Origin of the sequence: Rugamonas violacea (assembly GCF_016461825.1) — a bacterium.
Taxonomy (GTDB): Bacteria; Pseudomonadota; Gammaproteobacteria; order Burkholderiales; family Burkholderiaceae_D; genus Rugamonas.
Map to the genome: position 1 here is coordinate 83,154 of NZ_JAEMNU010000031.1, position 23,658 is coordinate 106,811.

The following is a 23,658-nucleotide window of genomic DNA, read 5'->3' on the forward strand; positions in this document are numbered from 1 at the left end:
CACGCCGCGAGCGCCCGTCGTGCCGCCGCGGCCGGCCGCCCCCGCCCTGCCAAAACTGCCAAAACCGCCGATGCCAGTAGCGTCGGCGCTAGGCCAACGCGCGCCGGCCAAACCCATGCAGGCAAAGACGATCACCGCGCCGGCCCTGCCGGCCAGACAGATCGTGCAAGCCAGACTGACCATCAAGAACGGCACGAAGCAGGAGCTGGTCAAGGCGATCGAGAAGACCGGGCTGGTCCGGCCGAACCGGGTGCATCGGCTGCCCATCGAAATCGGCCACATGATACGCAGCACCCACAAGGACGAGCAGTTCGGCGAGGTCGACGTCAACAACGCCCAGCAAGTGGCGCTGGTGGCCTACCGCCTCGCCCAGCACCGCTTCACCGCCAAGCCGATCATCGCGCCGTCGCGCAACCCCAACCGAGTCTACGAGCTGGCCATTGTCGGCGCCGGCAGCACGGCGGCCTACTACATCGATACGCTTGGGCCGGCCTACGACCACTCGCATACCGTGGTCATCGGCGGCAACAATCCATGGATGTCCGCGCGCGGGCACGGCATTGCCTACATCAACCACACGCGGCGCCAGATCGCCATGCCCAGCGAAAACGTCACCGAGCATGGCGGCAACGAGAGCTTTGTCAACCGCCGCGCATTCGCCCTCGCCAGCGACCGTGTGGTCGGCTCGACCACGGGGCGCTGGATACACTCGGACAAGGTGACAAACATCAGCTTGCTCGCCGGGGTGTATACGATCACCTACGGCAACGGACAAACTGTGCGGGCGAGCAAGGTGACCTTCGCCGGCGGCGGCGGCCCCTTGCGCAAGCCGACCGAGTTGACCGACGAGAGCAAGGCCATCCGCAACGGCGCGCGGATCATCGACATGAACACCTTTATCCGCAAAAAGGTGCGGCTGCGGCCGCGCGGCAGGGTGGTGATATGGGGCAGCAATGCCGCCATCGATGCCGTCGCGGCGGCCAAGCGCTTTGGCTGGACCATCGTCAAATGGCTGTACAACGCCGAGCCGGCATGGCTGCCCGGCAGCCGCTACAAGTCCAAACCCTACCGCCTGCAAGAGGTGCAAAGAGACTCCTCGCACCCCTACAAGGGTCGCAACGACATCAAGATCGAGGACAGCGGCAACAAACTCCAGGTGCGGGACACGAGCACGGGCCTCGTCATCGCCGCAAATATCGACTTTGTGGTCTATGGCCTGGGCACCGACGACCTGTTGACCGATGGCGCGGCCGTCATGGACGCCAGCGTGCTGGAGGGCGCCGCCAACCTGTCCCCGATGCTGGACGACGGCGGGATTTTCGGCGCCACGCCGAGCCAGGACAACGAGTCGAGCCGCGCCTTCCTCGGCTGGCGGAACACGGCGGGAACCTTCAAGGTCGTCGGCTTGGCGGCGGAGAACTACACCACCACCACGGCGCGCGACGGCAAGCAGGTCAAAACGCGCATCAACTCGAAGGACGACCCCCGCGTGCAGGCCCTGAAGGAGTGGGTCTCCGGCGACGTCGCCACCGTCGGCCAGCTCACCTACATCCGCTCCGCCGTGCGGGCGGTCAACAACTACGTGCCCCCGTCCATCGTCGAGCGGGTCGACTACAGCCATGCCGACAGGAACCAGTTGCGCGTCCACCTGCAGGCGAAGTATCCAAGTTTGCCGGAATCGTATGCGCAAGCCTTCATCGCTCTGGTGCACACGGTGCGCACGGGCTACAGCGCCCGTCTACCGCACGGCTTCACCGCCCAGCAAACCGCCTTCCTCGACCAACAGCTGGCCGCCAAGCACCAGCAGGCCAAGCGTGGCAGGGTCAGCAGCCTGGGCGCCTGGGAACAATGGATGAGGAGCCGGCTCGTGGACATGATGCCGAGCGAGGGCGTCGAAGTTAGCAGGGGCCTGGCCAAGCTGCCGCGCAACAAGCGCTAGGCGGCGCCGCCGGCCGCCGCCGGCCGGCGGCGCAGCAGCACCAGCGCGGTCGCCGCCAACAGGGTGGCGGCGATCAGATTGAGCACCAGGGTGGCGCCGTGCAGCTGCAACACCACGCCGATGCTGGTGCCGGCCTTGACGCAGAAGGCGCGGCCGCCGTCGTGCGGATAGTAGCTGAGCACTTGCAGGCCGTAATACAGCAGGGCGCCCCACAGGCCGGCGACGCGGCCGCGCAGGCACAGCGCCGCCGACACGCAACCGAGCGCGGCGGCCAACCCCAGCCCGGCCAGCGCGCCGTCCTCGTGCGCCGGCCCGAGCAGGCCGAACACCACGGCGACGGTCAACACGCCGTTCAACAGCAACACCCGGGCCAACCACTTTTCAAATTCCGCCATCATCGGCACGCTTTCCTGTGTCCACGGGCGGCCGCTGCCGCCCTCGCCCCGCATGATAGCGACAAATCAGGGCGTCTGTATGGCCGGCAGCACGTAGTTGCGCAGGATGTCGAAGGGCCGGTCGGCCTTGTCCGAGTTGTAGTTCTCGCCGGTGAAGACGACCACCAGGTCCGCCTCGGGGACGATGAAGATCATCTGCCCGCCGTTGCCCCAGGCGAAGCTCATGCTCACCTGCTTGCCGCCCACCTGCTCGAAGTGCAACCACCACAGGTAGCCGTATTTCCAGCCGTCGTCGATGAAGGCCTGCTTGCCGGTCGAACGGGCGATCCAGTCGGCCGACACCACCTGCTTGCCCTCCCACACGCCGCCTTGCAACACCAGCTGGCCCAGCTTGGCCAAGTCGCGCGGGCGCAGTTGCAGGTGGCCGCCGGTGTCGGTCTGGCGGTGGTTGTCGAAGTCGGCCCAGCGCGCCTGCGTGATGCCCAGCGGATTGAACAGGCCGGCGCTGGCGAACGCCGGGATCGACTGCTTGCTGGCCTCGGCGACCACGCGCCCCAGCGCCACCGCGCCGGCGGTGCAATAGTGGCCGTCGCCGCCGGGCGCGGCGCGCTGCGGCAGGTTGACGAAGAAGCCGACCCAGTCGGTCGTGGGGTACATCTTGTCCTCGTTGCCGGGCGAGCCGGCGTCGCGGTCGTCGCAGGCCAGGCCGCTGCTCATCGTCAACACCTTGGCCAGGGTGATGTTCTGCTTCAGGGCCGGCGCGCCCGGATAGGCCGCGCCCAGGTACTGGCCAATCGGGTCGTCGACGCTGCCGACCAGGTGCTGGTCGATGGCGATGCCGACCAGCAGCGAGGTGATGCTCTTGGTGGCCGAGCGCAGGTCGTGCAGCGTGTCCTTGGTGTAGCCGTTCCAGTACTGCTCCAGCACCGGTTTGCCGTGGCGCAGCACCAGCATGCTGGCCATGCCGTGCACTGCCGGAGCAGGCAACTCGCTGACGGCGCGGCCGAGCAGCGCGCCGTCCATGCCCACCTCGGCCGCCGGCGCAATGAGCCAGCGCTCGGTATCGTTGGGCGGCACCGGCACCGGCGGGCTTGAATTGCCGCCGGCGCCGCCGCCACCGCAGGCGTTCAGCAGCAGACCCAGGACGGCGCAGGCCGCCAACATTGCGGCGCGCTGCGGAGGGAGTTTCTTGCTGCGGTTCATAGGCGGTCCCTGTCTTGGTGGGGCAAGACGGCGGCGGGCCGTCGGGCCGGGAAATTATCAAGAATGCAAATTGCAATCCTAACAATTTTCCACCACATTGTGGGAAATGTTTTAGTCCTCCTGGAAACGCTCCGCCAGAAAATCGACAAAGCTGCGCAACTTGGGCGAGCGATAGCGGTCCGGCAAATAGACCACACTCATCGGCCGGCTGGCCAGCTCATGCTCGGGGAACAGGCGCACCAGGCGGCCGGCGCGCACATCGGCCTGCAACAGAATCGCCGGTTGCAGCACGATGCCCAAGCCGTGCAGGGCCGCCACCCGCAGCGCCTGGCCGTGGTTGACCTGCAAACGGCCCGAGATGGGCACGCGGCTGGTGCCGTCCTGGTCGCTCAAACGCCAATGCGCCAGCACCGAGGGGGCAAACGACAGGCACTCGTGGCAGCTGAGATCCTCCGGCACGGCCGGCGTGCCGCGCCGCGCCAGGTAGTCGGGCGAGGCGCACAACATCATCCGGTACGGCGCCAGCGGCTTGGCGATCAGCGCCGAGTCGGGCAGCGGGCCGATGCGGATGGCCGCCTCGAAGCCCTCCTCGACCAGATCGACCACGCGGTCGCACAGGGCGACGTCGACGCTGACGTCGGGATAGCGGTCGAGGTAGTCGCGCAGCGCCGGCATCAGCGCCTCGGTGCCGAAGGTGACGGGCGCGCTGATGCGCAGTTGGCCGGCCGGCGCCAGTTGCATCTGCTGCGCCTGGGCGTCGGTTTCCGCCACCAGACGGAGGATTTCCTTGCAGCGCAGGTAGTAGTCCTCGCCGAAGGCGGTCAAATGCTGGCGCCGCGTGGTGCGGTTGAGCAGGCGCATGCCCAGCCGCTTCTCCAGCGTGCGCAGATGGTTGCCGGCCATCGTCGCCGAGATGCCGCAGGCCGTGGCGGCGGCGCTGAGGCTGCCCTTTTCGGCCGCCGCGACGTAGACCTTCATGCTGTCGAGCAAATCCATTCAACACTCCCGCTTTCAAATCACTCAAGTATTAAGCAGTTTATCTCGAATAGATTTTAAATAACACTGGAGCCTTGCTTGCACATGGAACGGCCGGGCGCCGTTCCGCGGCACGCCCCCTCAACTACCCAGGAGCCATCATGGAATTACAACTCGAACAACGTAGCGCGCTGGTCTCCGGTGCCAGCGCCGGCATTGGCGCCGGCGTGGCGCGCGTGCTCGCCAGCCAAGGCGTGCGCGTGGCGATCACCGCGCGCCGCCGCGACTTGCTGGAAGAGCTCGCCGCGCAGATCGTCGCCGACGGTGGCGCCAGGCCGGTCATCGTCGTCGGCGACATCACCGACGCGCGGGATACCCGGCGCATCGCCGCCGAAGCCGGCGCCGCGCTCGGCGGCGTCGACATTTTGGTCAACTGCGCCGGCGGCTCGCGGCCGATTCGGCCGGACGCCCCGGACGCCGACTGGGACGAGGCCTTCGCCTTGAACTTCACGGCGGCGCGCCGCCTGACGCAGGCGCTGCTGCCGGCCATGCGGGCGCGGCGCTGGGGCCGCGTGATCAACATCAGCGGCTCGATGGAGCCGCGCTCGCTGAACGCGGCCAGCGCCGCCAAGGCCGCCCTGCACCTGTGGGCCAAGGGCCTGGCCGGCGACGTGGCGGCCGACGGCGTCACCGTCAACTGCATCCCGCCCGGCCGCATCAACAGCGAGCAGATCCTCGGCAAGCTGCATCCGACCGAGGAAAGCCGGCGCGACTTCATCGAACGCAACATTCCCATCGGCTACTTCGGCGAGCCGGAGGACATCGCCCAGCTGGTCGCCTTCCTCGCCTCGCCGCTGGCGCGCTACATCACCGGCGCGGTGATCCCGGTCGACGGCGGCATGCACTATTTTGCGCACTAAGCGCGCAATAAGCGTGCAGTAAGCAGCGCCATTCAATCTTTTCTACTACCGAGAAAAATACATGAAAGCCATTCAACTCACCGCTCCCTCGCTCGACGCCTTCCGCCAAACCGACCTGCCCGCCCCCAAGGCCGCGCGCGGCGAGGTGCTGCTGCGCCTGCGCGCCGCCAGCCTGAACTTTGTCGACGTGGCCATCGCCACGGGCAACTTCCCCGGCGCCAGCTTTCCCATGATTCCCGTCGCCGACGGCGCCGGCGAGATCGCCGCGCTGGGCGAAGGCGTCGACGGCTGGCGCGTCGGCGAGCGCGTGGTGCCGCACTTCATGCCGAACTGGCTGGGCGGCGCCATCACGCCGCACAACGTGGCGGCGACGCGCGGCATCTCGCTGCCCGGTTCGCTGGCCGACTACGTCGCCGTGCCCGCCAGCAGCCTGGTGGCCCTGCCGGCCCACCTCGATTTCGTCCACGGCGCCACGCTGCCGATCGCCGCGACGACGGCCTGGAACGCGGTGCGTTCGGCCCAGTTGCGGCCCGGCGCGGTGGTGCTGGTGCTGGGCACGGGCGGCGTCAGCGTCTTCGCCCTGCAGTTCGCCAAGGCCCACGGCGCCACGGTGATCCTGGCCTCCTCGTCCGACGAAAAACTGGAGCGTGCGCGCCAGCTCGGCGCCGATCTGCTGATCAACTACCGCGCCACGCCGGCCTGGGACGAGGAGGTGTTGAAGCTGACCGGCGGGCGCGGCGCCGACCTGGTGGTGGAGACGGTCGGCGGCGCCACCATCGCCCGCTCGCTCAACGCGGCGGCGGTGGGCGGCACCGTGTTCACGGTCGGCTTCGTCACCGGCACGGCGGCGTCGATCGACCTGCTGCCGATCATCGTCAAGGCCTTGCGCATCGTCGGCAACAACACCGGCTCGGTGGCCGATCTGGCCGAGGCGGCCCGCGCCATCGCCGCCCACCGCATCGTGCCGGTGGTCGACCGCGTCTTCGACATCGAAGAGACCGCCGCCGCATACACCGAACTGGCCGCCGGTGGCCGCCACTTCGGCAAGATCGCCATCGTGCACTGACACGCCGAAAAACGGAAACGGACCCGGCCAGTCGCCGCCGGGACCTGCGCCGGCTGGTTCAGCTGGCCTGTTTCGGTGCTGCCACCAAGCCCGCCGCGCCGCCCGCATGCCTGTTCAGCAAGGCGAGCATCAAACCAGGCAGCGCGGCATCGCTCACGACGCCGAGGGTGGCGGCGAATATTTCCAGCGACATTTTTTCCGCCCAGAACTTGAATATGCCGGCACCACCGCCAACGATCAACATTCCCGGGAAGGCAAGCGCCTCACGCATTTCCATCATGTCGGCCCGATATGCCACGGCAAACCCGCAAGCCATAAGAAATCCGACGACGGTCAGGCCGACCGCGATGTGAAAATATTTTTCATTGTCCTTGATGCTCAGCAGCACATCCTGCCTGACGCGCTCCCGGCTGATCCCGCCGCCGGCTTCGCCATCGCCGAAGTGGAATTGCGCCGCATATGATCGCAGCAAACTCTTCAAACTGTTTTTCATCATCTCAACTCCCTCAATCGTTGATTCACCCAGAACACGGCCTCTTCGTAATGTCCGGGCCGCCGTTTGATCCGGCGGATAATTTGCCGGTACGCCGCCGCCCGAATGCTCAGGTAGGCCACTTCCTCGTTGCACAGTACGTGACTGGCCGGACAGCGCCGTTTGATCTCGTCGGCCAGCAACATCGAATTGCAGACGGACAAGTCGAATTGGCAGTGGCTATTGTGCGCGAAGCCATCGACGATCGCCGCCACGGCATGAAAGCCATCGGAAAATTCGACCGCCGCGCCGCCGCCGAACACGCCGGGAAAACAGGCGTCGATCTGCTGGCGGCGTTGGTACAGGGTCAGCTGGTAACGTGAGGTGCGGCCGAGTTCTTGGAAAGATTTTTCCGGACGGGGATTTCCTTCCAACAAAATGCCGTTCAGGCATAGCAACAGTTGTTCGCGCTCATCGGCAACGAGCAAAGCGTGCAGGCGCTGCGCTTGCGTCGCGCTGATGCCCGGCACGGCCGCTGGCGCGGCCGGCGTCGGCGCCGACCGGCCGGCCGGCAGGTCGGCGGGACGGAACAGCGCGCTCTTCCATTGCGCCGCCAGCGTGACGACGCGGTGCCGCGCCGCCAATGCATGGAATTGACCGAGCGTGGCATTGCGCACCACGTTGACGCCGGCCGCTTGCGCCTCGTCGAGCACCGAACGCAGGGTGTCGACCTGGCTCCGGTACACTTGCCAGAGTTGCTCGCCCGTTGCGTGGGGGCCATAGACACGGACGTTCTCATGCACAAAGCCGCCATCGCGGCCGAGGCCATACTGGCGCAAAAATTCCCCGCGCTCCAATGGCACCGCCACCGCGAAAGCGCAGTCGTCAGGAGATATGGGCAGGCTCATACGCGGCGGGCCGGAACAGAATGACCAGGAAGGAATCGGTCGAAAATCCTTTAAAACACTCGATGTTGACTTCCGTGAAATTCCAGGAACTCGCCATCAAATCGCGTTTAAGCTGCCGGGCGGCGGCGAATGCGTTCAGCCTATTGTCCAGCCTGGCGATCAAGGTTTGCAATAGGAGCTGGATGTCAACCTGGGCCATTTTGCGCAAGCCGAGCTTGATCTTAAAAACCAGGCGCAGGCCCAGGCCCAAGCCCGGAGACATGGCCGGAAACGTCACCGTACCGCGCAGCTCGACCGTCTCGTCCACGTTCTTTATGATGTGCACTTGTCCCACGTTGCCAGACTTAAAATCGTATTTCTCGTTTTGCAAGTCTTGGACTGTATCCGCTGCCATGGACGTGACGATCACTTGCCAAGACCGACCGGGTTTGTCGAGCTTGGCTTCCAGGCTACGCTGGAACGACCTTGCCGTCCGGCCATCCATGCCATCGACATGCAGCATGATGGCTGGCTCGGCGCTACCGCCATCGGAAGCGGACTGGATGATTTCGTTGACAGCTTCCACGACCAGCAAGGCATGCGCACTCTTCCCCAGCGCCGAGCGGACCGAATACCGGAATTCTTTGTCGAGACTGACAAAAAAGATGTTGCCACGGTAAGGAGGACGGATGAATGGCGTGGTCACGCCGGACAGTCGGTTTTCCTCCAACGCAAATTGCTCTAGCGGATAGTGCTGGTATGGTTCATGCGCAAACGATTCATGCGCAAACGATTCATGCGCCAACGATTCATGCACAGACAGTTCATGCAAGTTCAGGCGCGGCGCAGCACCGAGCGCATCCGGCTGGGGCAGCGCTCGGTACCGCGACCCGGGCATCCTGGGTCTGATCGCGTCAACGGGAGCCACAGGCCGCACGGGCGCCGAACGCAGGGGCACCGGACGCACGGGCACCGGACGCACGGGCACCGGACGCACGCCCGGCAGCGCCATGCCATCGGGCGGCAGGCCCAGGCAGAACACGCAGGCGCACACGAGCAGGGAAACGAGCAACGGCCGGCCACCAAGCCGTACTTGTCCGCGATATGGAATACGCATACCAACTCCTGGCAGACAAGACAAATGGCGGACCTGCCGCCGCAAGCAAGCTTGGTGGCAGGTGAATGGCAAACATAGCTATCTCTACTTGGTGCGAATTGTTTGATTTATCAAATGACGAAAAGTTCAAAAAAAAACCGGACAGCCTGGGGCTACCGGGTTTTTTTTTGCTGCAGGCCTGGCGCGGCGACGCTTGCGCTGGATCGACTTCAGCCGGTCCGGCGTTGTCCCGCCAGCCCTCTGACGACGGCCACAAGACGGTCGATTTCTTCAAAGGTGTTGTAGAACGCCAGTGACGGCCGCACCGTCGTTTCAACGCCGAAACGGCGCAAAATCGGCTGGGCGCAATGGTGGCCGGTGCGCACGGCAATGCCCTCCTCATTCAGCGCATGGCCGACCTCCGCCGTGCTGTAACCGGCCAGCACGAAGGACATGACACTGGCCTTGTCGTCGGCCGTGCCGATCAGACGCACGCCCTTGATCTCACCCAGTTGCCGCATGCCATAGACCAGCAGATCGTGCTCGTAGCGGGCGATGTTTTCGATGCCGATCTTGTTGACATAGTCGATGGCCGCGCCCAGGCCGACCGCGTCGGCGATGTTGCCCGTACCCGCTTCGAACTTGTTGGGAATCGGCTGGAACACGGTCTTCTCGAACGTCACGTCGGCGATCATATTGCCGCCGCCCTGCCATGGCGGCATGTCCTCCAGCACTTCGCGCTTGCCCCATACCACGCCGATGCCGGTCGGACCGAACACCTTGTGGCCGGAGAAAACAAAGAAGTCCGCGCCCAGATCCTGCACATCGACACGCATGTGCGAAATCGATTGGGCGCCGTCGACCAACACCTTGGCGCCGGCGCGATGGGCCAGTTCGACGATTTGCTTGACCGGGGTCACGGTGCCGAGGGCGTTGGAGACCTGGGTCACGGCGACGATCTTGGTGCGGTCGTTGAGCAGCTTGCGGTACTCGTCGAGCAAGACCTGGCCCGAGTCGTCCACCGGTATCACTCGCAGCTTGGCCCCCTTGGCGGCGGCCAACTGTTGCCAGGGCACGATATTCGCATGGTGTTCGAGATGCGAGACGATGATCTCGTCGCCCTCGCCGACATGCTGCGCGCCCCAGCTCTTGGCGACCAGGTTGATCGCCTCCGTGGTGCCACGCACGAAGATGACCTCGTTGACATCCGGCGCGTTGAGGAAGCGGCGCACCCGCTCGCGCGCGCCTTCGTAGGCGTCGGTCGCGCGCGCCGCCAGTTCGTGCGCGGCGCGGTGGATGTTCGAGTTCTCGTGCGCATAAAAGGAACTGATGCGATCGATCACCGACTGCGGCTTGTGCGTGGTGGCGGCGTTGTCGAACCAGACCAGCTGCCGGCCGTTGACGCGCTCCTGCAAAATCGGGAAGTCGCGGCGCACGGCATGCACGTCGAACGGCGGATGGCGGTCGCCGCCGGCCAGCGGCACGGTGGCGTGCGGCGCCGGTTTTGCCGGCGTGACGTAGCCACTGGGCAGCACCACCGCGTCGACGAAATAATACTGCGGCGCGGCGGACGGCGCCGGCGATGCGGTGCTGGCGGCCGCGCCGGGCAGTCCGATGGCCGGCGGCGCGCTGAGGCCCCGCGTTTGCGGCAACGATGGCGGGAAGAAATCGGCCTGCGGCGACGCCACCGACGGCGCCGTCACCGACGGCGACGCGGCGGCTGCGGCGGCGGGCTGGCCATGGCGGTCGTTGAGGAAGTAATACGGCGAAGCTCCGGCTTGCGGCCGCCCCGCGTCCAGCGCCGGCGTCACGCCGAGCAAGGCGCCGCCGCTGCGTGGTTCGTAGGCAGGCAGCGCGCCCAGCGCCTTGTCGGGCACGCCGTTGCCGGCCTGCGCGGCCGGTGCCAGGGCCGGCGCGCGATTGCCCAGCGACAGCACCTGGGTGGGCGACGCCGGTATCAGGTTACTGCCGGGAATTTGGCCTTGCGGAATCGGCGTGCCCGGCACGCTGGGTCCAAAACCGGCCGGACTGACCAGCGGCGAACCCGGCGGCGCGATGTTGCCGGGCGCCTGGGCGCCGGGTGTGGCCAAGGGCGAGGCAAACGGCGAGGCAAACGGCGACGTGAAGGGCGCGGCGGCAAACATTTCGGTCGCCAGGCGGGCCAGCACGGCCGGATCAAACGGCGCGCCGGACGGCGCCGGAACGCCGGCGGCGTGGCTCGCCGGCAGGGAGGTGGAGGGCGAAAGTGAGCTCACGTCGCGGCTTATTTGTAGGTGTCGGGATAGTCGTGGTACTTGCCGATCTCAACGTCGTCGAGCACCGCCAGCGCATCGCTGGTCAGCACGGCGAGCGAGCAGTACAGCGAGATCAGGTAGGACGAAATCGCCTGGTTGTTGATGCCCATGAAACGCACCGACAAGCCGGGGCTTTGCTCGCCCGGCAGGCCGGGTTGGAACAGGCCGACCACGCCCTGGCGCTTGTCGCCCACGCGCAGCAGCAGGATCTTGCTCTTGCCGTCGGCCACGGGCACCTTGTCCGAGGGGATCAGCGGAATCCCGCGCCAGGTGATGAATTGCGAACCGAACAGGCTGATGGTCGGCGGCGGCGTGCCGCGCCGGGTCGCCTCGCGGCCGAAGGCGGCGATCGCCAGCGGATGGGTGAGGAAGAAGGCAGGCTCCTTCCAAACCTTGGTCAGCAACTCGTCGAGGTCGTCCGGCGTCGGCGCGCCGGTCAGCGGGAAGATGCGCTGCTCGTCGGTGACTTGGGCCAGCAGGCCGTAGTCCGGATTGTTGATGAGTTCGCTTTCCTGGTTTTCCTTGATGGTCTCGATGGTCAGGCGCAACTGCTCCTTGATCTGGTCGTGCGGGCTGCTGTACAGATCGGACACGCGGGTGTGCACGTCGAGCACCGTCGACACGGCGTTGAGGAAATACTCGCGCGGATTCTCTTCATAGTCGACGAAGGTGCGCGGCAGTTGATTTTCCACTTCGCGGGCGGTGCAGGTGACCTTGATCGATTCCGGATTCTTGACCTTGTTGAGGCGATAAATGCCCGCCTCCACCGGCACCCATTGCAACAGATGCGTCAACCAGCGCGGGCTGATCGTCTCCAGCTGGGGAACGGTCTTGGTCGCGTTTGCTAATTGCCGTGCGGCGTTATCGCCCAGCGCTGAAGTACCACCAACTGTTGCCGACATCGTGACTCCAATTCAGATAATTTAAGGAAGGAAAAACACCCGCGACTGTGCGGTTTCAGTGTTGACGGGTCAACATGCTATCGCCATCAATTTGCCGCCCGGCGGCGGCTGCAGTTGGCTGATCGCCTCGCCGCGCGTGAGCAAGGCCGAGGGTGTCAATTGCAGCGCCGCCGCCAGTTTCTCCACCGTCAGCAGCGACGCGATGGCGCGGCCGCGTTCTATTTCGCCGACGTAGGAGCGGTTCAGATTCGAGTTCTCGGCCAACCGCTCCTGCGACCAGCCCTGCGCCTCGCGCAACTGCCGCACGCCGATGCCAAAGCTTTGCACCAGCATGCTGAACACGCGCTGCTCGCCTGGCGCCGGGACCGCTGGCTGTTGCGCCGCGCCCGTCGCGTCCGGCCCGGTGGCAGATCGCGGCACGCCCGTGCCGCCCTGCCCCGTCGCCCCGCTCATGTGGCGGCGATGCTGTTGGCGAAAGCGCCTTCGCGCGACTCCGCCTGGGCGATGCGGCCACCGGGCGCGACGTCGTGCGTCACCCAGACATTGCCGCCGATGACGGCGCCCTTGCCGATGGTGATGCGGCCGAGGATGGTCGCGCCGGCATAAATCACCACGTCGTCCTCCACCACCGGATGGCGCGGCAGGCCTTTTTGCAGCTTGCCGTCGGCATCGGTCGGGAAACGCTTGGCGCCCAGCGTGACCGCCTGGTAGATGCGCACCCGCTCGCCGATGACGGCGGTCTCGCCGATGACCACCCCGGTGCCGTGGTCGATGAAGAAGCCGGCGCCGATGCTCGCGCCGGGATGGATGTCGATGCCGGTGGCGCCGTGGGCCAGCTCGGCGACGATGCGTGCCAGCAGCGGCAGGCCCAGCAGATACAGCTGATGTCCCAGCCGATAGTGGATCATCGCCAGCACGCCGGGGTAGCACAGCAAGACCTCATCGACACTGCGCGCCGCCGGGTCGCCCTGGTAGGCCGCCAGCACGTCGCTGTCGAGCAGCGTGCGGATGCGCGGCAGCGCCGAGGCGAAAGTCTGGATCGCCGTTTGGGCTTGGTCGTCGACATCGTGGCCGGGGGTGCCGTTCAGTCCCGCGTTGTATTTCAACTCGCGGCGCACCTGCTTCAACAAGGCGTGCAAGGCGGCATCGAGCGCATGCGCGACATGGAAATTCTCGCTTTCCTGGCGCAGGTCCGGCGGTCCCAGACGCATCGGAAACAACACACCCTTGAGACTGTCGAGGATGGCGGCTAGGGCGTCGCGCGAGGGGAATTCCCGCCCGCCCGGTTCGCTGTCGCGGCTTTGCGCCTGGCGCCAGTTGTGCCGCGCCTCATACAGCGATTGCACGATGTTGCTGATGTCGAAAGTGGCCACACGGTTCCTTTATGAAAAAACGGCAGTGCTAGGCAGTGCTAGGCGGTAAGAAAACCCAGAGGCCTAGAGCTGGGGTCAGACCCGCAGGGTCTGACCCCGGTTCTCTGCCTGTGGGTGGTTTTGGTGGCCGCCGGCGCCTTAACTGAACGGCTTTGCAGTGCTCGCCAGCGCTGACTAACGGACATGCCGGCGCTGTCGCCCGCTGTCACTCAATCCTGCACCCAGGGCAGGCCATGGAAGCGCCAGCCGTCGGCCTTGCCACGCTGTTGTTGCGCATCGATCTCCCCCTCGAAGCCCTGCAGCACATTGAAGATACGGCTCAGGCCGGCCTTGCTGGCAGCCTCGGCCGCTAAGGCCGAACGCTTGCCGCTCCGGCAGAGCAGCAAGGCGACGACATCCTTGCCACCGATCTTGCTTTCCAGTTCGCGCACAAAACGCGGATTGCGCGTCAGCGCCGTGCCGGTCGCCCAAGGCACGTGGACGCTGTCAGGCACGTGGCCGACAAATTTGCGTTCTTCGTGGGAGCGCACATCCACCAGCAGCACACGCTGCGTGGAAAAAAGCTGCCAGGCGAGGTCGGGGGGAACACCGCCCGCGTAAGGCAAACCGGCGGATTCGGCCTGGGCCTTGATCGACTCCAGCTCCTGCGGCAAAGCGGGTACATACACGTCAACTGACATAAGGAAGACCTCGATGATTGTTCTATCGGTTGCGGATTTGCCGCCAGCTTGATGGCGATAGACGGCAGCCGTTGAGGTGAATATACGGCTCGCCAAAACAAAGTAAAACGAATTAAAACGAGTTCGGAAAAATGAAAAACAAATAAGAAAACCCCGGACAGCCTGGGGCTGTCCGGGGTTTTCCATGTCCACTACGGGTCGGGCTGGCTTAGTAATGCGCCCCCATCACCGTATCGACCATGGCCTTGAGCATGGCCGGCTGCACCCCGCTCTGCAAGGGATACTGTGGTCCGGTGTAGCCCCAGAAGTCCCAGCAGCCCTGCGGGTTGAACGGGATGGTGGAGGAGACGATCAATTGCGGATAGACGATCAACAATTTGTTGGTGTCGGCGTACTCGTTCAAGCCGCTGTTGTTGATGAAGCCGTTGCCGATCACGCCATATCCCTGCAGGCAACCATGCAGCGCGACGACCACCCGGCAGCCGGCGTTCGCCGCGCAATAGGTCGGCACGTAGACGAAACCGGTGCTGTCGACGCTGTAGGCGCTGGCTAGGCCGAAGGGCACGAAGGCCGTCTGGTCGAACGGCACCATGGTGCCGGAGGCGGTGGCGGAACGTCCCGTGACCGAGCCGTACATCTGCTTGATCATGTCGTGTTCGGGGTCGTTGCCGCAATTGTTTATGAAGGGCGAACCCTTGAAGGTGCAGGCGTTGACCACGGTGTTCGGCCCGCTACCGCTCCAGGTGCCGCCGGTGGCCGGCTTCCAGGTCACCCAGGAATGCTCGGCGGCGGACTTGTTGTTGTAGGCGATGTTGGAGGCCGACACATAGTGCTGGTAATAGGTCTGCAACCAAGTGACGACGGGCTGCACCACCACCGTGTCGTTGGTGCCGGAATACAGGTAGATTTTTTGCTGCGCCAGATTGCTGGTCGGGTCGATCCAGCCGCTGCCGGCCCACAGCGTGGTGTCCGTCTCCAGGAAATTCAGGCCGGTGTGGGTGATCGCCGGATTGTTCTGCATGCAGGTGGTGGTGGCGACATCGACATTGTCCACCGCGCAGTAGTAAGGCCCGCCGGCGAACACCGCCGCGCCCGTAAAGGTCTGCGAATAGGCGATCGACATTTGCACCGCCATGAAACCGCCCGACGAGATGCCGGCGACGGTCGGCTTGACCGCCCCATACGACAGCAAGGCCGGCGCGCCGGCGCTGGCGCAGATTGGCATGGCGGCCAACAGCAGCGCGCCTATGCTGCCCAGCATCGTCGAAATGACCGTGTTTTTCCGTTTGCTCATGGTGCGCTTCCCTTCGGCTGAGTGGATGAGTTGCACATGGTGGCCAAGGTGCAATGTCGACCAACATAGCAGTTTGCTTGCGCAGGGAGGTTGTTGTTATGATAATTCAAGCTGGATCAAGGGATGTGTTGAGCGAGATCAAAAACAGGCGTGGAAAGCAAAAAATTGGCAAATCAATCGCGCGTGAAAGTTCGAACACTAAGTTGATATCCCATGCTTACCATGTCGGAGCGGGAGATAATAGGTCAATTAAATCAATTATTTACGAGTGACCATCGTCAGAGGAAACGGCGGTAATCATCTTGCCGGAGTAACTTTCACGTGATGAATTTTTCCCATGGATACAGCCCTCTCATCAGTTTGGGACCAGCGCTGGTTTCGATTCGGGAAAAATCAGTTTGTAATTCTTGAGGTCTTCCTCGAAGGCATTGCATCGCAGGAGCGCCTCGTAGACATGGTTGCGGGCCTGGCCGTAATCAAACGCGGCCGTCCAGGATTGAATGCGGGCCATGGCACGGAGGTACGGCGTCGCATCGCTATTGTTTGTCATTGCCTTCAACGGCAACAGGTAGTCTTCCCTGTAGACCGTTGGTACGATGATGCGCGACCGGCCGGCGGCACTGAGTACGCAGTTCATGGCTAGTCGCGCGGTTCGGCCGTTGCCGTCCTTGAACGGGTGAACCTCGGCGATGACGAACATTGTCATCAAAGCCCGGGCAAGCGGGTCTTCTAGTGCAGCAATCCGTGCGAAGCCTTCGCGCAGCGTGCCTTGGACGAGCGTATGGTCGACGAACACGGTGGCACCGGCCTGGTTGTTTTGGTCTTTCCATTGGCCGGGGTTCTTGTCCAAGCGCGAGCGCATCACCAGCGCGTTGACGCTCTTGAGCCAGTGCAAGAACTGGTCGGCTGTGCTTGGCGGCTGGTCTCGCCACGGGGGCTGCATCGCCGCCTGAAACGTTCCGAGAACGTCATGCGAGTCTTCTGTTCTGTTCGGGATGAGTTTGCCCTCAAAAACGATTTCTTCGGCTTCGCGCACCAAGAAGGTCGTGCCTTCGATGTAGTTCGAGAAGTAGGCCTCGAAGAACGCGAAATTTTCGCGCGCAGTGCCGGTGTCTGCTGTTGCGGGCAATTCAGGCAAGGCTTCCACACGCAAGCGGCCGAACACGGTGTCGAACAATTCCAATCGGGCGGGGTCGTAGGGCAGGCCAGCCACCCGGGCGAGCGCCTGCTTGCTTCGGAGCTTTTTACTCTCGTGAGTCCCCAGCAACGCACCCATGATGCCCTCCAGGCGCTTGAACTCTTTGTCTCGCCCAAGGACAGCAGCCAGCGCGCGGCAGTTATCGCGGAGTTCATTGAACCGATACTCCCCGCGAATTAACAGCATCTTGTCCAGCTCGGCCTCAAGGGCTTCGGCACTCAACACGCGTTCGCTGACCCCGCGGCCGGTCGCCAGGTTCTCCAGCAGCCACCGGGCTTGACTGGCCAGGAACAGGTCTTTGTAGGCCACGTCGCCGGCGACGACGCCAGGACCCGGAAGGACCCGAACGGTCAGCCCAGGCAACTCGAGGGTTCGCGGTCGCTGTCCACGGGTCACGTACAGATGACCAGCGAAAGGCTTGGCGTCGTGGGCGCTCCGATAGCTGATTACACCGCCGGAGAGTAAATGGCCGACAATGTTGAGCCAGTTACGCGTGACAACCGCCTCGGGCGGACTGGCAAGATTGCTCGTGTAGACGCCCTGGTACAGCCTACGCAACCGCCCTTCCTCTGCGATACGCAGAATTCGGCGGTCTGCGGCGGCATCGCCTTCCCCGGTGAAGAGCACCTCGGGCATCGAGATGTCGGTTTTCTGCTTGATTGCCACCAGCAATCCTCCGCAAATGTCTGAAAAGTGTTTAACACTATCACTTTGCGTCTGAAAAATGTGCCATTCCTCTGAAAGAGTTTGTCGGAATTTTGTATTTTTCTACGAAGAGGACCATCTTGTCTGCGCTATCCGCGTACGCGTCCTCATCATGCGCAAATTCGTGCGTTTGGCGATGTACTTAGGCATCAACCCACCATTTCCATTAAATAGCAGTTTAGTTATCTATTGACCACACCAAAAAATGAAAGTGTGGGTAAAGAAAAAGCCCATTCTTCTCTCGAAGAACGGGCCTGAATCAACAATAAACTACATTTTTCGATTTAGAACGGGATGTCGTCATCCATGTCCGAGAAGTTCGGCGCCGGCTTCGGCGCTGGGCGCGGGGCCGGGGCTTGCTGCTGCGGACGCGGCGGCGGGGCCGGACGGCTAGGCGCCGGGGCTTCGTAGCCGCCGTCGTCCATGCCATCGCCACCACCCATGCCTTGACGGCCACCCAGCATTTGCATCTGCTCGGCGATGATGTCGGTCGCGTATTTCTCGACGCCGTCCTTGTCGGTGTACTTGCGGGTCTGCAGGCGGCCTTCGACGTAGACCGAGGAACCTTTTTTCAGGTACTGGCCGACGATTTCAGCCAGGCGGCCGAAGAAGGAGATGCGGTGCCATTCGGTGAGCTCTTTCTGCTCGCCGGTGTTGCGGTCTTTCGACTTGTACGAGGTCGCCACCGCGATGTTGGCGATCGCGTCACCGCTAGGCATGTAACGAATTTCCGGATCGCGACCCAGATTGCCGACGATGATGACTTTGTTGACTGATGCCATGTAAAAACTCCTGAATAACGGCGGCCGCCGTGGGCGGGCTGTTTGGTGAAAAGCTAAACCGCGATTATATGCCAAGGCACCGCCGCGACGCCCAAAAATCCATCGGCGGCGCGCCGGCCGGCGGTCCATCAATTTGTGTTCGGGACGAAACTTCATAGCGGAATACTGGTATTATATACAGTACTCATCGTCACCCTCAAGAGCTGCGTCAAACCGGCGCGCGCTGCCCTGTCCCGTTATGGCCGACGCGGCGGCACGCGCAAGTTTTGAAACCCAGCTATAGTGTCAGGTTGACCCGTTTTGGCCCCGTTATCGCTCTTTTTAGCGCGCGCCGGCCTCGCACCACCTCTTGAAAGCAAGGCAAAACATGGAACAAATTCGCATTCGCGGCGCCCGCACGCACAATCTGAAGAACATCAATCTGGATTTGCCGCGCAACAAGCTGATCGTCATCACCGGCCTGTCCGGCTCGGGCAAGTCCTCGCTCGCCTTCGACACCCTGTATGCCGAAGGCCAGCGCCGCTATGTCGAATCCCTGTCCGCCTACGCCCGCCAGTTCCTGCAACTGATGGAGAAGCCCGACGTCGACCTGATCGAGGGCCTGTCGCCGGCCATCTCGATCGAGCAGAAGGCCACCTCGCACAATCCGCGCTCGACGGTCGGCACCGTCACCGAAATCCACGACTACCTGCGCCTGCTGTACGCCCGCGTCGGCACGCCCTACTGCCCCGACCACCCGGACAATCCGCTGGCGGCGCAGTCGGTGTCGCAGATGGTCGACGCCGTGCTGGCCATGCCGGAAGGCACCAAACTGATGATCCTGGCGCCGGTGGTGGCCAACCGCAAGGGCGAGCACGCCGACCTGTTCGAGCAGATGCAGGCGCAGGGCTTCGTCCGCTTCCGCGTGCAGAGCGGCACCCACGAGGCCAAGATCTACGAGGTCGACGACCTGCCCAAGCTGAAGAAGACGGAGAAGCACACCATCGACGTGGTGGTCGACCGGGTCAAGGTCAACGCCGAAATCAAGCAGCGCCTGGCGGAGAGCTTCGAGACGGCGCTGCGCCTGGCCGACGGCCGCGCCGTGGCGCTGGAAATGGACTCGGCCAAGGAGCACGTCTACTCCAACAAGTTCGCCTGCAACGCCTGCGGCTATTCGCTGCAGGAGCTGGAGCCGCGCCTGTTCTCGTTCAACAATCCGATGGGCGCCTGTCCCGAGTGCGACGGCCTGGGCCACATCGAATTCTTCGATCCCAAGCGCATCGTCGCCTTCCCCAACCTGTCGCTGGCCTCCGGCGCGGTCAAGGGCTGGGACCGGCGCAACCAGTTCTACTTCCAGATGCTGTCGAACCTGGCGGCCTTCTACGAGTTCGACCTCGACCTGCCCTACGAGCAACTGCCCGCCGCCGCCCAGCAGGTGATCCTGCACGGCTCGGGCAAGCAGCTGGTCCCCTTCGCCTATGTCAACGAGCGCGGCCGCACCGTCATCAAGGAACACACCTTCGAGGGCGTGGTGACCAACCTGTCGCGCCGCTACCGCGAGACCGACTCGATGGCCGTCAAGGAAGAGCTGGCCAAGTTCATCAACGAGAAACAATGCCCGTCCTGCCACGGCGCCCGGCTGCGCGTCGAGGCGCGCTTCGTCAAGGTCGGTAGCGGCAAGCAGGAGAAGGCCATCTACGAGATCGCCGGCAAGCCGTTGCGCGACACGCTGAGCTTCTTCGAGCAGCTCAAGCTGAAGGGCGCCAAGAAGGAGATCGCCGACCGCGTGGTCAAGGAAATCATCTCGCGCCTGAAGTTCCTCAACAACGTCGGCCTGGACTACCTGTCGCTCGACCGCAGCGCCGACACCCTGTCCGGTGGCGAGGCGCAGCGCATCCGCCTGGCCTCGCAGATCGGCTCCGGCCTGACCGGCGTGATGTACGTGCTGGACGAACCGTCGATCGGCCTGCACCAGCGCGACAACGACCGTCTGATCGAAACGCTGAAGCACCTGCGCGACATCGGCAACAGCGTGCTGGTGGTCGAGCACGACGAGGACGCCATCCGCACCGCCGACTACGTGGTCGACATGGGCAAGGGCGCCGGCGTGCACGGCGGCGACGTGATCGCCCAGGGCACGCTGAAGGACATCTTGAAAAGCAAGGAATCGCTGACCGCGCAATACCTGAACGGCACGCTGAAAATCGCCGTGCCGAAGCAGCGCCGCGCCGCCGATCCGGACAAGCAACTGCTGATCACCGGCGCCACCGGCAACAACCTGAAGAGCGTCACGCTGAACCTGCCGGTCGGCCTGATGACTTGCGTCACCGGCGTGTCCGGCTCGGGCAAGTCCTCGCTGATCAACGACACGCTGTATCCGGCGCTGTCGCGCCACCTGTACGGTTCGCAGACCGAGCCGTCGCCGCACGACTCGATCAGCGGCCTGGAGCATTTCGACAAGGTCATCGCCGTCGACCAGGCGCCGATCGGCCGCACGCCGCGCTCGAATCCGGCCACCTACACCGGCCTGTTCACGCCGATCCGCGACCTGTTCGCCGGCGTGCCGACGGCCAAGGAACGCGGCTACAGCGCCGGGCGCTTCTCGTTCAACGTCAAGGGCGGCCGCTGCGAGGCTTGCCAGGGCGACGGCGTCATCAAGGTCGAGATGCACTTCCTGCCCGACGTCTACGTGCCTTGCGACGTCTGCCACGGCAAGCGCTACAACCGCGAGACGCTGGAGGTCCACTACAAGGGCAAGAACATCACCGAGATCCTCGACATGACGGTCGAAGACGCGCACGAGTTCTTCAAGCCGGTGCCGCTGATCGCGCGCAAGCTGCACACCCTGCTCGACGTCGGCCTGGGTTACATCAAGCTGGGCCAGAGCGCCACCACCTTGTCGGGCGGCGAGGCGCAGCGCGTCAAGCTGTCGCTGGAGTTGTCCAAGCGCGACACCGGACGCACCCTGTACATCCTCGACGAGCCGACCACCGGCCTGCACTTCCACGACATCGACCTGCTGCTGAAGGTGATCCACCGCCTGCGCGACCAGGGCAACACCCTGGTCATCATCGAGCACAACCTGGACGTCATCAAGACCGCCGACTGGATCGTCGACCTGGGTCCGGAAGGCGGCGCCGGCGGCGGCCAGATCATCGCCACCGGCACGCCGGAGGATGTGGCGGCCAATCCGAAGAGCGTGACCGGCAAGTATCTCGGCCCGCTACTGACGGCCTGAGCGCGCTGCGGCGCCGCGGGCTGGGCGCCCGCAGCCGCAATGAAATATTATAAAAAACAACATGTTAATTAAAAGAAAATTGTAAACTTGAAAGTTTAATAAAACGACAATAAAATGAATTTGGCCTAGCGCAACGGGCCATACCATTCTCATCGAATTTTTGCCGGTCATGCGGTAGAGCCGACAAGAACCAGCTGGGACATTCATTCTTTCTTTTTGAGAGTCGTTGATGAAACCAAGCATACAGTTCTCCCTTCTCGCAGCCTCCCTCGCCGTCGCCTCGCTGGCCCAGGCGCAGTCGTCCGGCACCATCCTGAGCAGCCCTTTCGGCGCGGCGCCGAAAGCGGCCGCCGCCACCGTCAGCAAAACGCAGGCGCGCGCGGCCCTGTCGGCCACGGCCGTCGCCAAAGCCGACCGTGCTCACCTCGACCGCCTGCTCGACAGCGAAACGAACGAGTTCATCGTCGTCTTCAAGGACGAGGCACCGGCCCGCGTCGCCGTCAGCGGCAACCACGCCGAGCGGCTGTCGATGCAGCAAAGCGCCTACCAGGCCACCCGCAAGCGCGTGCGCGCCGAGTTGAATTCGACCGATATCGAGTTCAGCCATGAATACAAGGCCATGCCCTGGGCCTATGTGCGCGTCAGCAGCCGCGCCGCCCTGGTCAAACTGATCAACCATGCCGACGTGCGCCTGGTGGTCGAAAATATCAAGATGAACCTGAACCTGGCGCAGAGCTTGCCGGCGATCCAGCAGCCCGAGGCCCTCGTCACCGGGCGGGCCGGTGCCGGCACCACCGTGGTGGTGCTGGACGGCGGCGCCGACATTTCCCAAGCGGCCTTCGGCTGCAGCAGCCCCGGCGTGCCGGCCAGCTGCCGTATCGCCGCGGCCATCCCTATCGCCACCGGCAACTTCAAGGTCACCCCGCACGGCACCAATGTGGCCGCTATCGTGACCGGCGTGGCCAACGGTGCGCGCGTCGCCTCGGTCGACATCTCGATCAACGATACCCAGATCAATCTCGACTCGGCCGCGCGCGGCATGGATTGGGCGATCGTCAACCGCGACCAGTACAACATCGTCGCCGCCAACATGAGCTTTGGCGTCAGCCAAAGATTCACCGACACCTGCGGCGTCGGCCAGCTTGGTACCGGTCCGGCGGCGGCCTTCGTCGACGCCTTTGCGCGTCTGCGCGCCGCCCGCATCGCGCCCGTGGTGGCCGCCGGCAACGACGCCTATACCAATGGCGTCGGCTTCCCCGCCTGCGTCTCGGGCGCGGTCGTGGTCGGCGCTATCTACGACAGCAATATCCCCGGCGGCCAAGCCTACAGCAGCTGCACCGACGCCACGCGCAATGCCAACGCCGTCGCCTGCTTCTCCAACAGCAGCAACCTGGTCTCGCTGTTCGCGCCGGGTGCCAACATCACGGCAGGCGGCGTCACCATGGCCGGCACCTCGCAGGCCGCGCCGCACGTGGCCGGCGCCCTCGCCGTGCTGCGCGGCGCCAACGCGGCCCCCACCGACAGCGTGCAGGATGGCCTGAACCGCCTGCTCGCCTTCGGCCCGATCGTCACCGACCCGCGCAACGGCGTCAGCAAGCCGCGCCTCAATCTGTTCGGTGCGCTCAATGGCCTGGCGCCGGATTCAAGCTACCGCCTGGTGACCCAGCAAGTGTATCTGGGCTACTTCGGCCGGCCGGCCGATCCGAACGGACTGTACTGGTTCGCCGACGGACTGAAAAACGCCGGCGCGCCGACCACTATCGTCGAGCTCGAACGCGCGTATGCGACCAATGCCACCGTCAGGGGACTGGTCGAGAATTTCAGCAACAGTCCCGAGTCGAACGCCCTGTACGGCGGCGACAATACCGCCTTTGTCACGGCGATCTACCGCAACCTGTTCAACCGCCTGCCCGACCCGGGTGGCCTGGCCTTCTGGGTCAACGCCATCAACAACGGTAGCTTGACCCGAGGCAAGGCGGCGCTGTCGATCATGTCCGGTGGCATGCCGAACGCCGATGGCGTCACGGTGACCAAGAAGTCCGAAGTGGCGGTCAACTTCACCAAGTCGCTGGACCTGGCGCCGGAAATTGGCGCGTATAGCAACGCCAACGCCACCGCCAAGGCACGCGCCATGCTGAACCAGGTGACCGGCGCGACCGACGTGGCCGCGTTCCAGAGCGTGATCGACGCGACCATCGCACAGATCGTCAGCGGCCAGTAAGGCTGCGCGCCCGGGCCGGGGCCGCAGAAGCGGACGGCG

Annotated in this window: 20 protein-coding genes; 5 read left to right on the top strand and 15 right to left on the bottom strand. The window is 64.3% G+C overall.

Annotated elements, in window-relative coordinates:
• Positions 1-115 precede the first annotated feature (115 nt).
• On the top strand, positions 116-1,939 hold the full coding sequence (locus tag H7U20_RS06125; protein WP_199518725.1) for a hypothetical protein: 1,824 nt from the start codon (positions 116-118) through the stop codon (positions 1,937-1,939).
• Here the strand turns inward: H7U20_RS06125 and H7U20_RS06130 are convergent.
• The 3 genes from H7U20_RS06130 to H7U20_RS06140 all read right to left on the bottom strand — a co-directional run bounded on the left by H7U20_RS06130 (position 1,936) and on the right by H7U20_RS06140 (position 4,533).
• A complete protein-coding gene (locus H7U20_RS06130; protein ID WP_199518726.1) occupies positions 1,936-2,337 on the bottom strand; it encodes a hypothetical protein in 402 nt (133 codons plus the stop codon). The genes H7U20_RS06125 and H7U20_RS06130 overlap by 4 nt on opposite strands.
• Positions 2,338-2,400: 63 nt before the next feature.
• Positions 2,401-3,537 (bottom strand): serine hydrolase domain-containing protein, encoded by a 1,137-nt coding sequence (locus tag H7U20_RS06135; protein ID WP_199518727.1) that lies wholly within the window; start codon positions 3,535-3,537, stop codon positions 2,401-2,403.
• Positions 3,538-3,648: 111 nt separating this feature from the next.
• Positions 3,649-4,533, bottom strand: a complete 885-nt coding sequence (locus tag H7U20_RS06140; protein WP_199518728.1) for a LysR family transcriptional regulator — start codon at positions 4,531-4,533, stop codon at positions 3,649-3,651.
• A gap of 140 nt (positions 4,534-4,673) precedes the next feature.
• On the opposite strand from H7U20_RS06140, the gene H7U20_RS06145 reads away from it, so the two are divergent.
• Positions 4,674-5,432: an SDR family NAD(P)-dependent oxidoreductase gene (locus H7U20_RS06145; protein ID WP_199518729.1), complete on the top strand. Its 759-nt coding sequence runs from the start codon at positions 4,674-4,676 to the stop codon at positions 5,430-5,432.
• A 61-nt stretch (positions 5,433-5,493) separates the two neighbouring features.
• Positions 5,494-6,498, top strand: coding sequence for a zinc-dependent alcohol dehydrogenase family protein (locus H7U20_RS06150; RefSeq protein ID WP_199518730.1), 1,005 nt, complete (start codon positions 5,494-5,496; stop codon positions 6,496-6,498).
• A 58-nt stretch (positions 6,499-6,556) separates the two neighbouring features.
• Here H7U20_RS06150 and H7U20_RS06155 read toward each other — a convergent pair whose 3' ends face one another.
• The 11 genes from H7U20_RS06155 to ssb form a co-directional block, all read right to left on the bottom strand.
• Positions 6,557-6,994: a hypothetical protein gene (locus H7U20_RS06155; protein WP_199518731.1), complete on the bottom strand. Its 438-nt coding sequence runs from the start codon at positions 6,992-6,994 to the stop codon at positions 6,557-6,559.
• Positions 6,991-7,878: a hypothetical protein gene (locus H7U20_RS06160; RefSeq protein WP_199518732.1), complete on the bottom strand. Its 888-nt coding sequence runs from the start codon at positions 7,876-7,878 to the stop codon at positions 6,991-6,993. Before H7U20_RS06160 ends, H7U20_RS06155 begins: the two co-directional genes overlap by 4 nt.
• On the bottom strand, positions 7,856-8,974 hold the full coding sequence (locus H7U20_RS06165) for a hypothetical protein (protein ID WP_199518733.1): 1,119 nt from the start codon (positions 8,972-8,974) through the stop codon (positions 7,856-7,858). Before H7U20_RS06165 ends, H7U20_RS06160 begins: the two co-directional genes overlap by 23 nt.
• 209 nt (positions 8,975-9,183) lie before the next feature.
• Entirely contained in the window at positions 9,184-11,097 is a 1,914-nt protein-coding gene (locus H7U20_RS06170; RefSeq protein ID WP_199518861.1) for a family 2A encapsulin nanocompartment cargo protein cysteine desulfurase, read from the bottom strand.
• Between the two features lie 119 nt (positions 11,098-11,216).
• Positions 11,217-12,149, bottom strand: coding sequence for a family 2A encapsulin nanocompartment shell protein (locus H7U20_RS06175; protein ID WP_199518734.1), 933 nt, complete (start codon positions 12,147-12,149; stop codon positions 11,217-11,219).
• A gap of 69 nt (positions 12,150-12,218) precedes the next feature.
• Positions 12,219-12,482 (bottom strand): helix-turn-helix domain-containing protein, encoded by a 264-nt coding sequence (locus H7U20_RS06180; RefSeq protein WP_199518862.1) that lies wholly within the window; start codon positions 12,480-12,482, stop codon positions 12,219-12,221.
• Positions 12,483-12,598: 116 nt separating this feature from the next.
• Positions 12,599-13,522 carry a serine O-acetyltransferase EpsC gene (gene epsC, locus H7U20_RS06185; RefSeq protein WP_199518735.1) on the bottom strand — a complete coding sequence of 308 codons (924 nt, stop codon included), beginning with the start codon at positions 13,520-13,522 and terminating at the stop codon, positions 12,599-12,601.
• Between the two features lie 209 nt (positions 13,523-13,731).
• Positions 13,732-14,202, bottom strand: coding sequence for a rhodanese-like domain-containing protein (locus tag H7U20_RS06190; RefSeq protein ID WP_199518863.1), 471 nt, complete (start codon positions 14,200-14,202; stop codon positions 13,732-13,734).
• A gap of 208 nt (positions 14,203-14,410) precedes the next feature.
• Positions 14,411-15,496, bottom strand: coding sequence for an extracellular catalytic domain type 2 short-chain-length polyhydroxyalkanoate depolymerase (locus tag H7U20_RS06195; RefSeq protein WP_199518736.1), 1,086 nt, complete (start codon positions 15,494-15,496; stop codon positions 14,411-14,413).
• A 355-nt stretch (positions 15,497-15,851) separates the two neighbouring features.
• Positions 15,852-17,360 carry a Fic family protein gene (locus H7U20_RS06200; RefSeq protein WP_199518737.1) on the bottom strand — a complete coding sequence of 503 codons (1,509 nt, stop codon included), beginning with the start codon at positions 17,358-17,360 and terminating at the stop codon, positions 15,852-15,854.
• 323 nt (positions 17,361-17,683) lie between these two features.
• Complete coding sequence (ssb, locus tag H7U20_RS06205; RefSeq protein WP_199518738.1) at positions 17,684-18,181, bottom strand: single-stranded DNA-binding protein; 498 nt, start codon at positions 18,179-18,181, stop codon at positions 17,684-17,686.
• Between the two features lie 367 nt (positions 18,182-18,548).
• Between ssb and uvrA the strand changes: the two genes are divergently transcribed.
• Positions 18,549-21,398 carry an excinuclease ABC subunit UvrA gene (gene uvrA, locus H7U20_RS06210; RefSeq protein ID WP_199518739.1) on the top strand — a complete coding sequence of 950 codons (2,850 nt, stop codon included), beginning with the start codon at positions 18,549-18,551 and terminating at the stop codon, positions 21,396-21,398.
• On the opposite strand, the gene H7U20_RS30115 is transcribed toward uvrA, so the two are convergent.
• Complete coding sequence (locus tag H7U20_RS30115) at positions 21,384-21,641, bottom strand: hypothetical protein (RefSeq protein WP_233410535.1); 258 nt, start codon at positions 21,639-21,641, stop codon at positions 21,384-21,386. The two genes, uvrA and H7U20_RS30115, sit on opposite strands and share 15 nt — an antisense overlap.
• Between H7U20_RS30115 and H7U20_RS06215 the strand changes: the two genes are divergently transcribed.
• The gene (locus H7U20_RS06215; RefSeq protein WP_199518740.1) at positions 21,628-23,619 is read left to right on the top strand and encodes a S8 family peptidase; all 1,992 of its coding nucleotides are present in this window, start codon (positions 21,628-21,630) and stop codon (positions 23,617-23,619) included. The genes H7U20_RS30115 and H7U20_RS06215 overlap by 14 nt on opposite strands.
• The last annotated feature ends 39 nt before the right edge of the window (positions 23,620-23,658 follow it).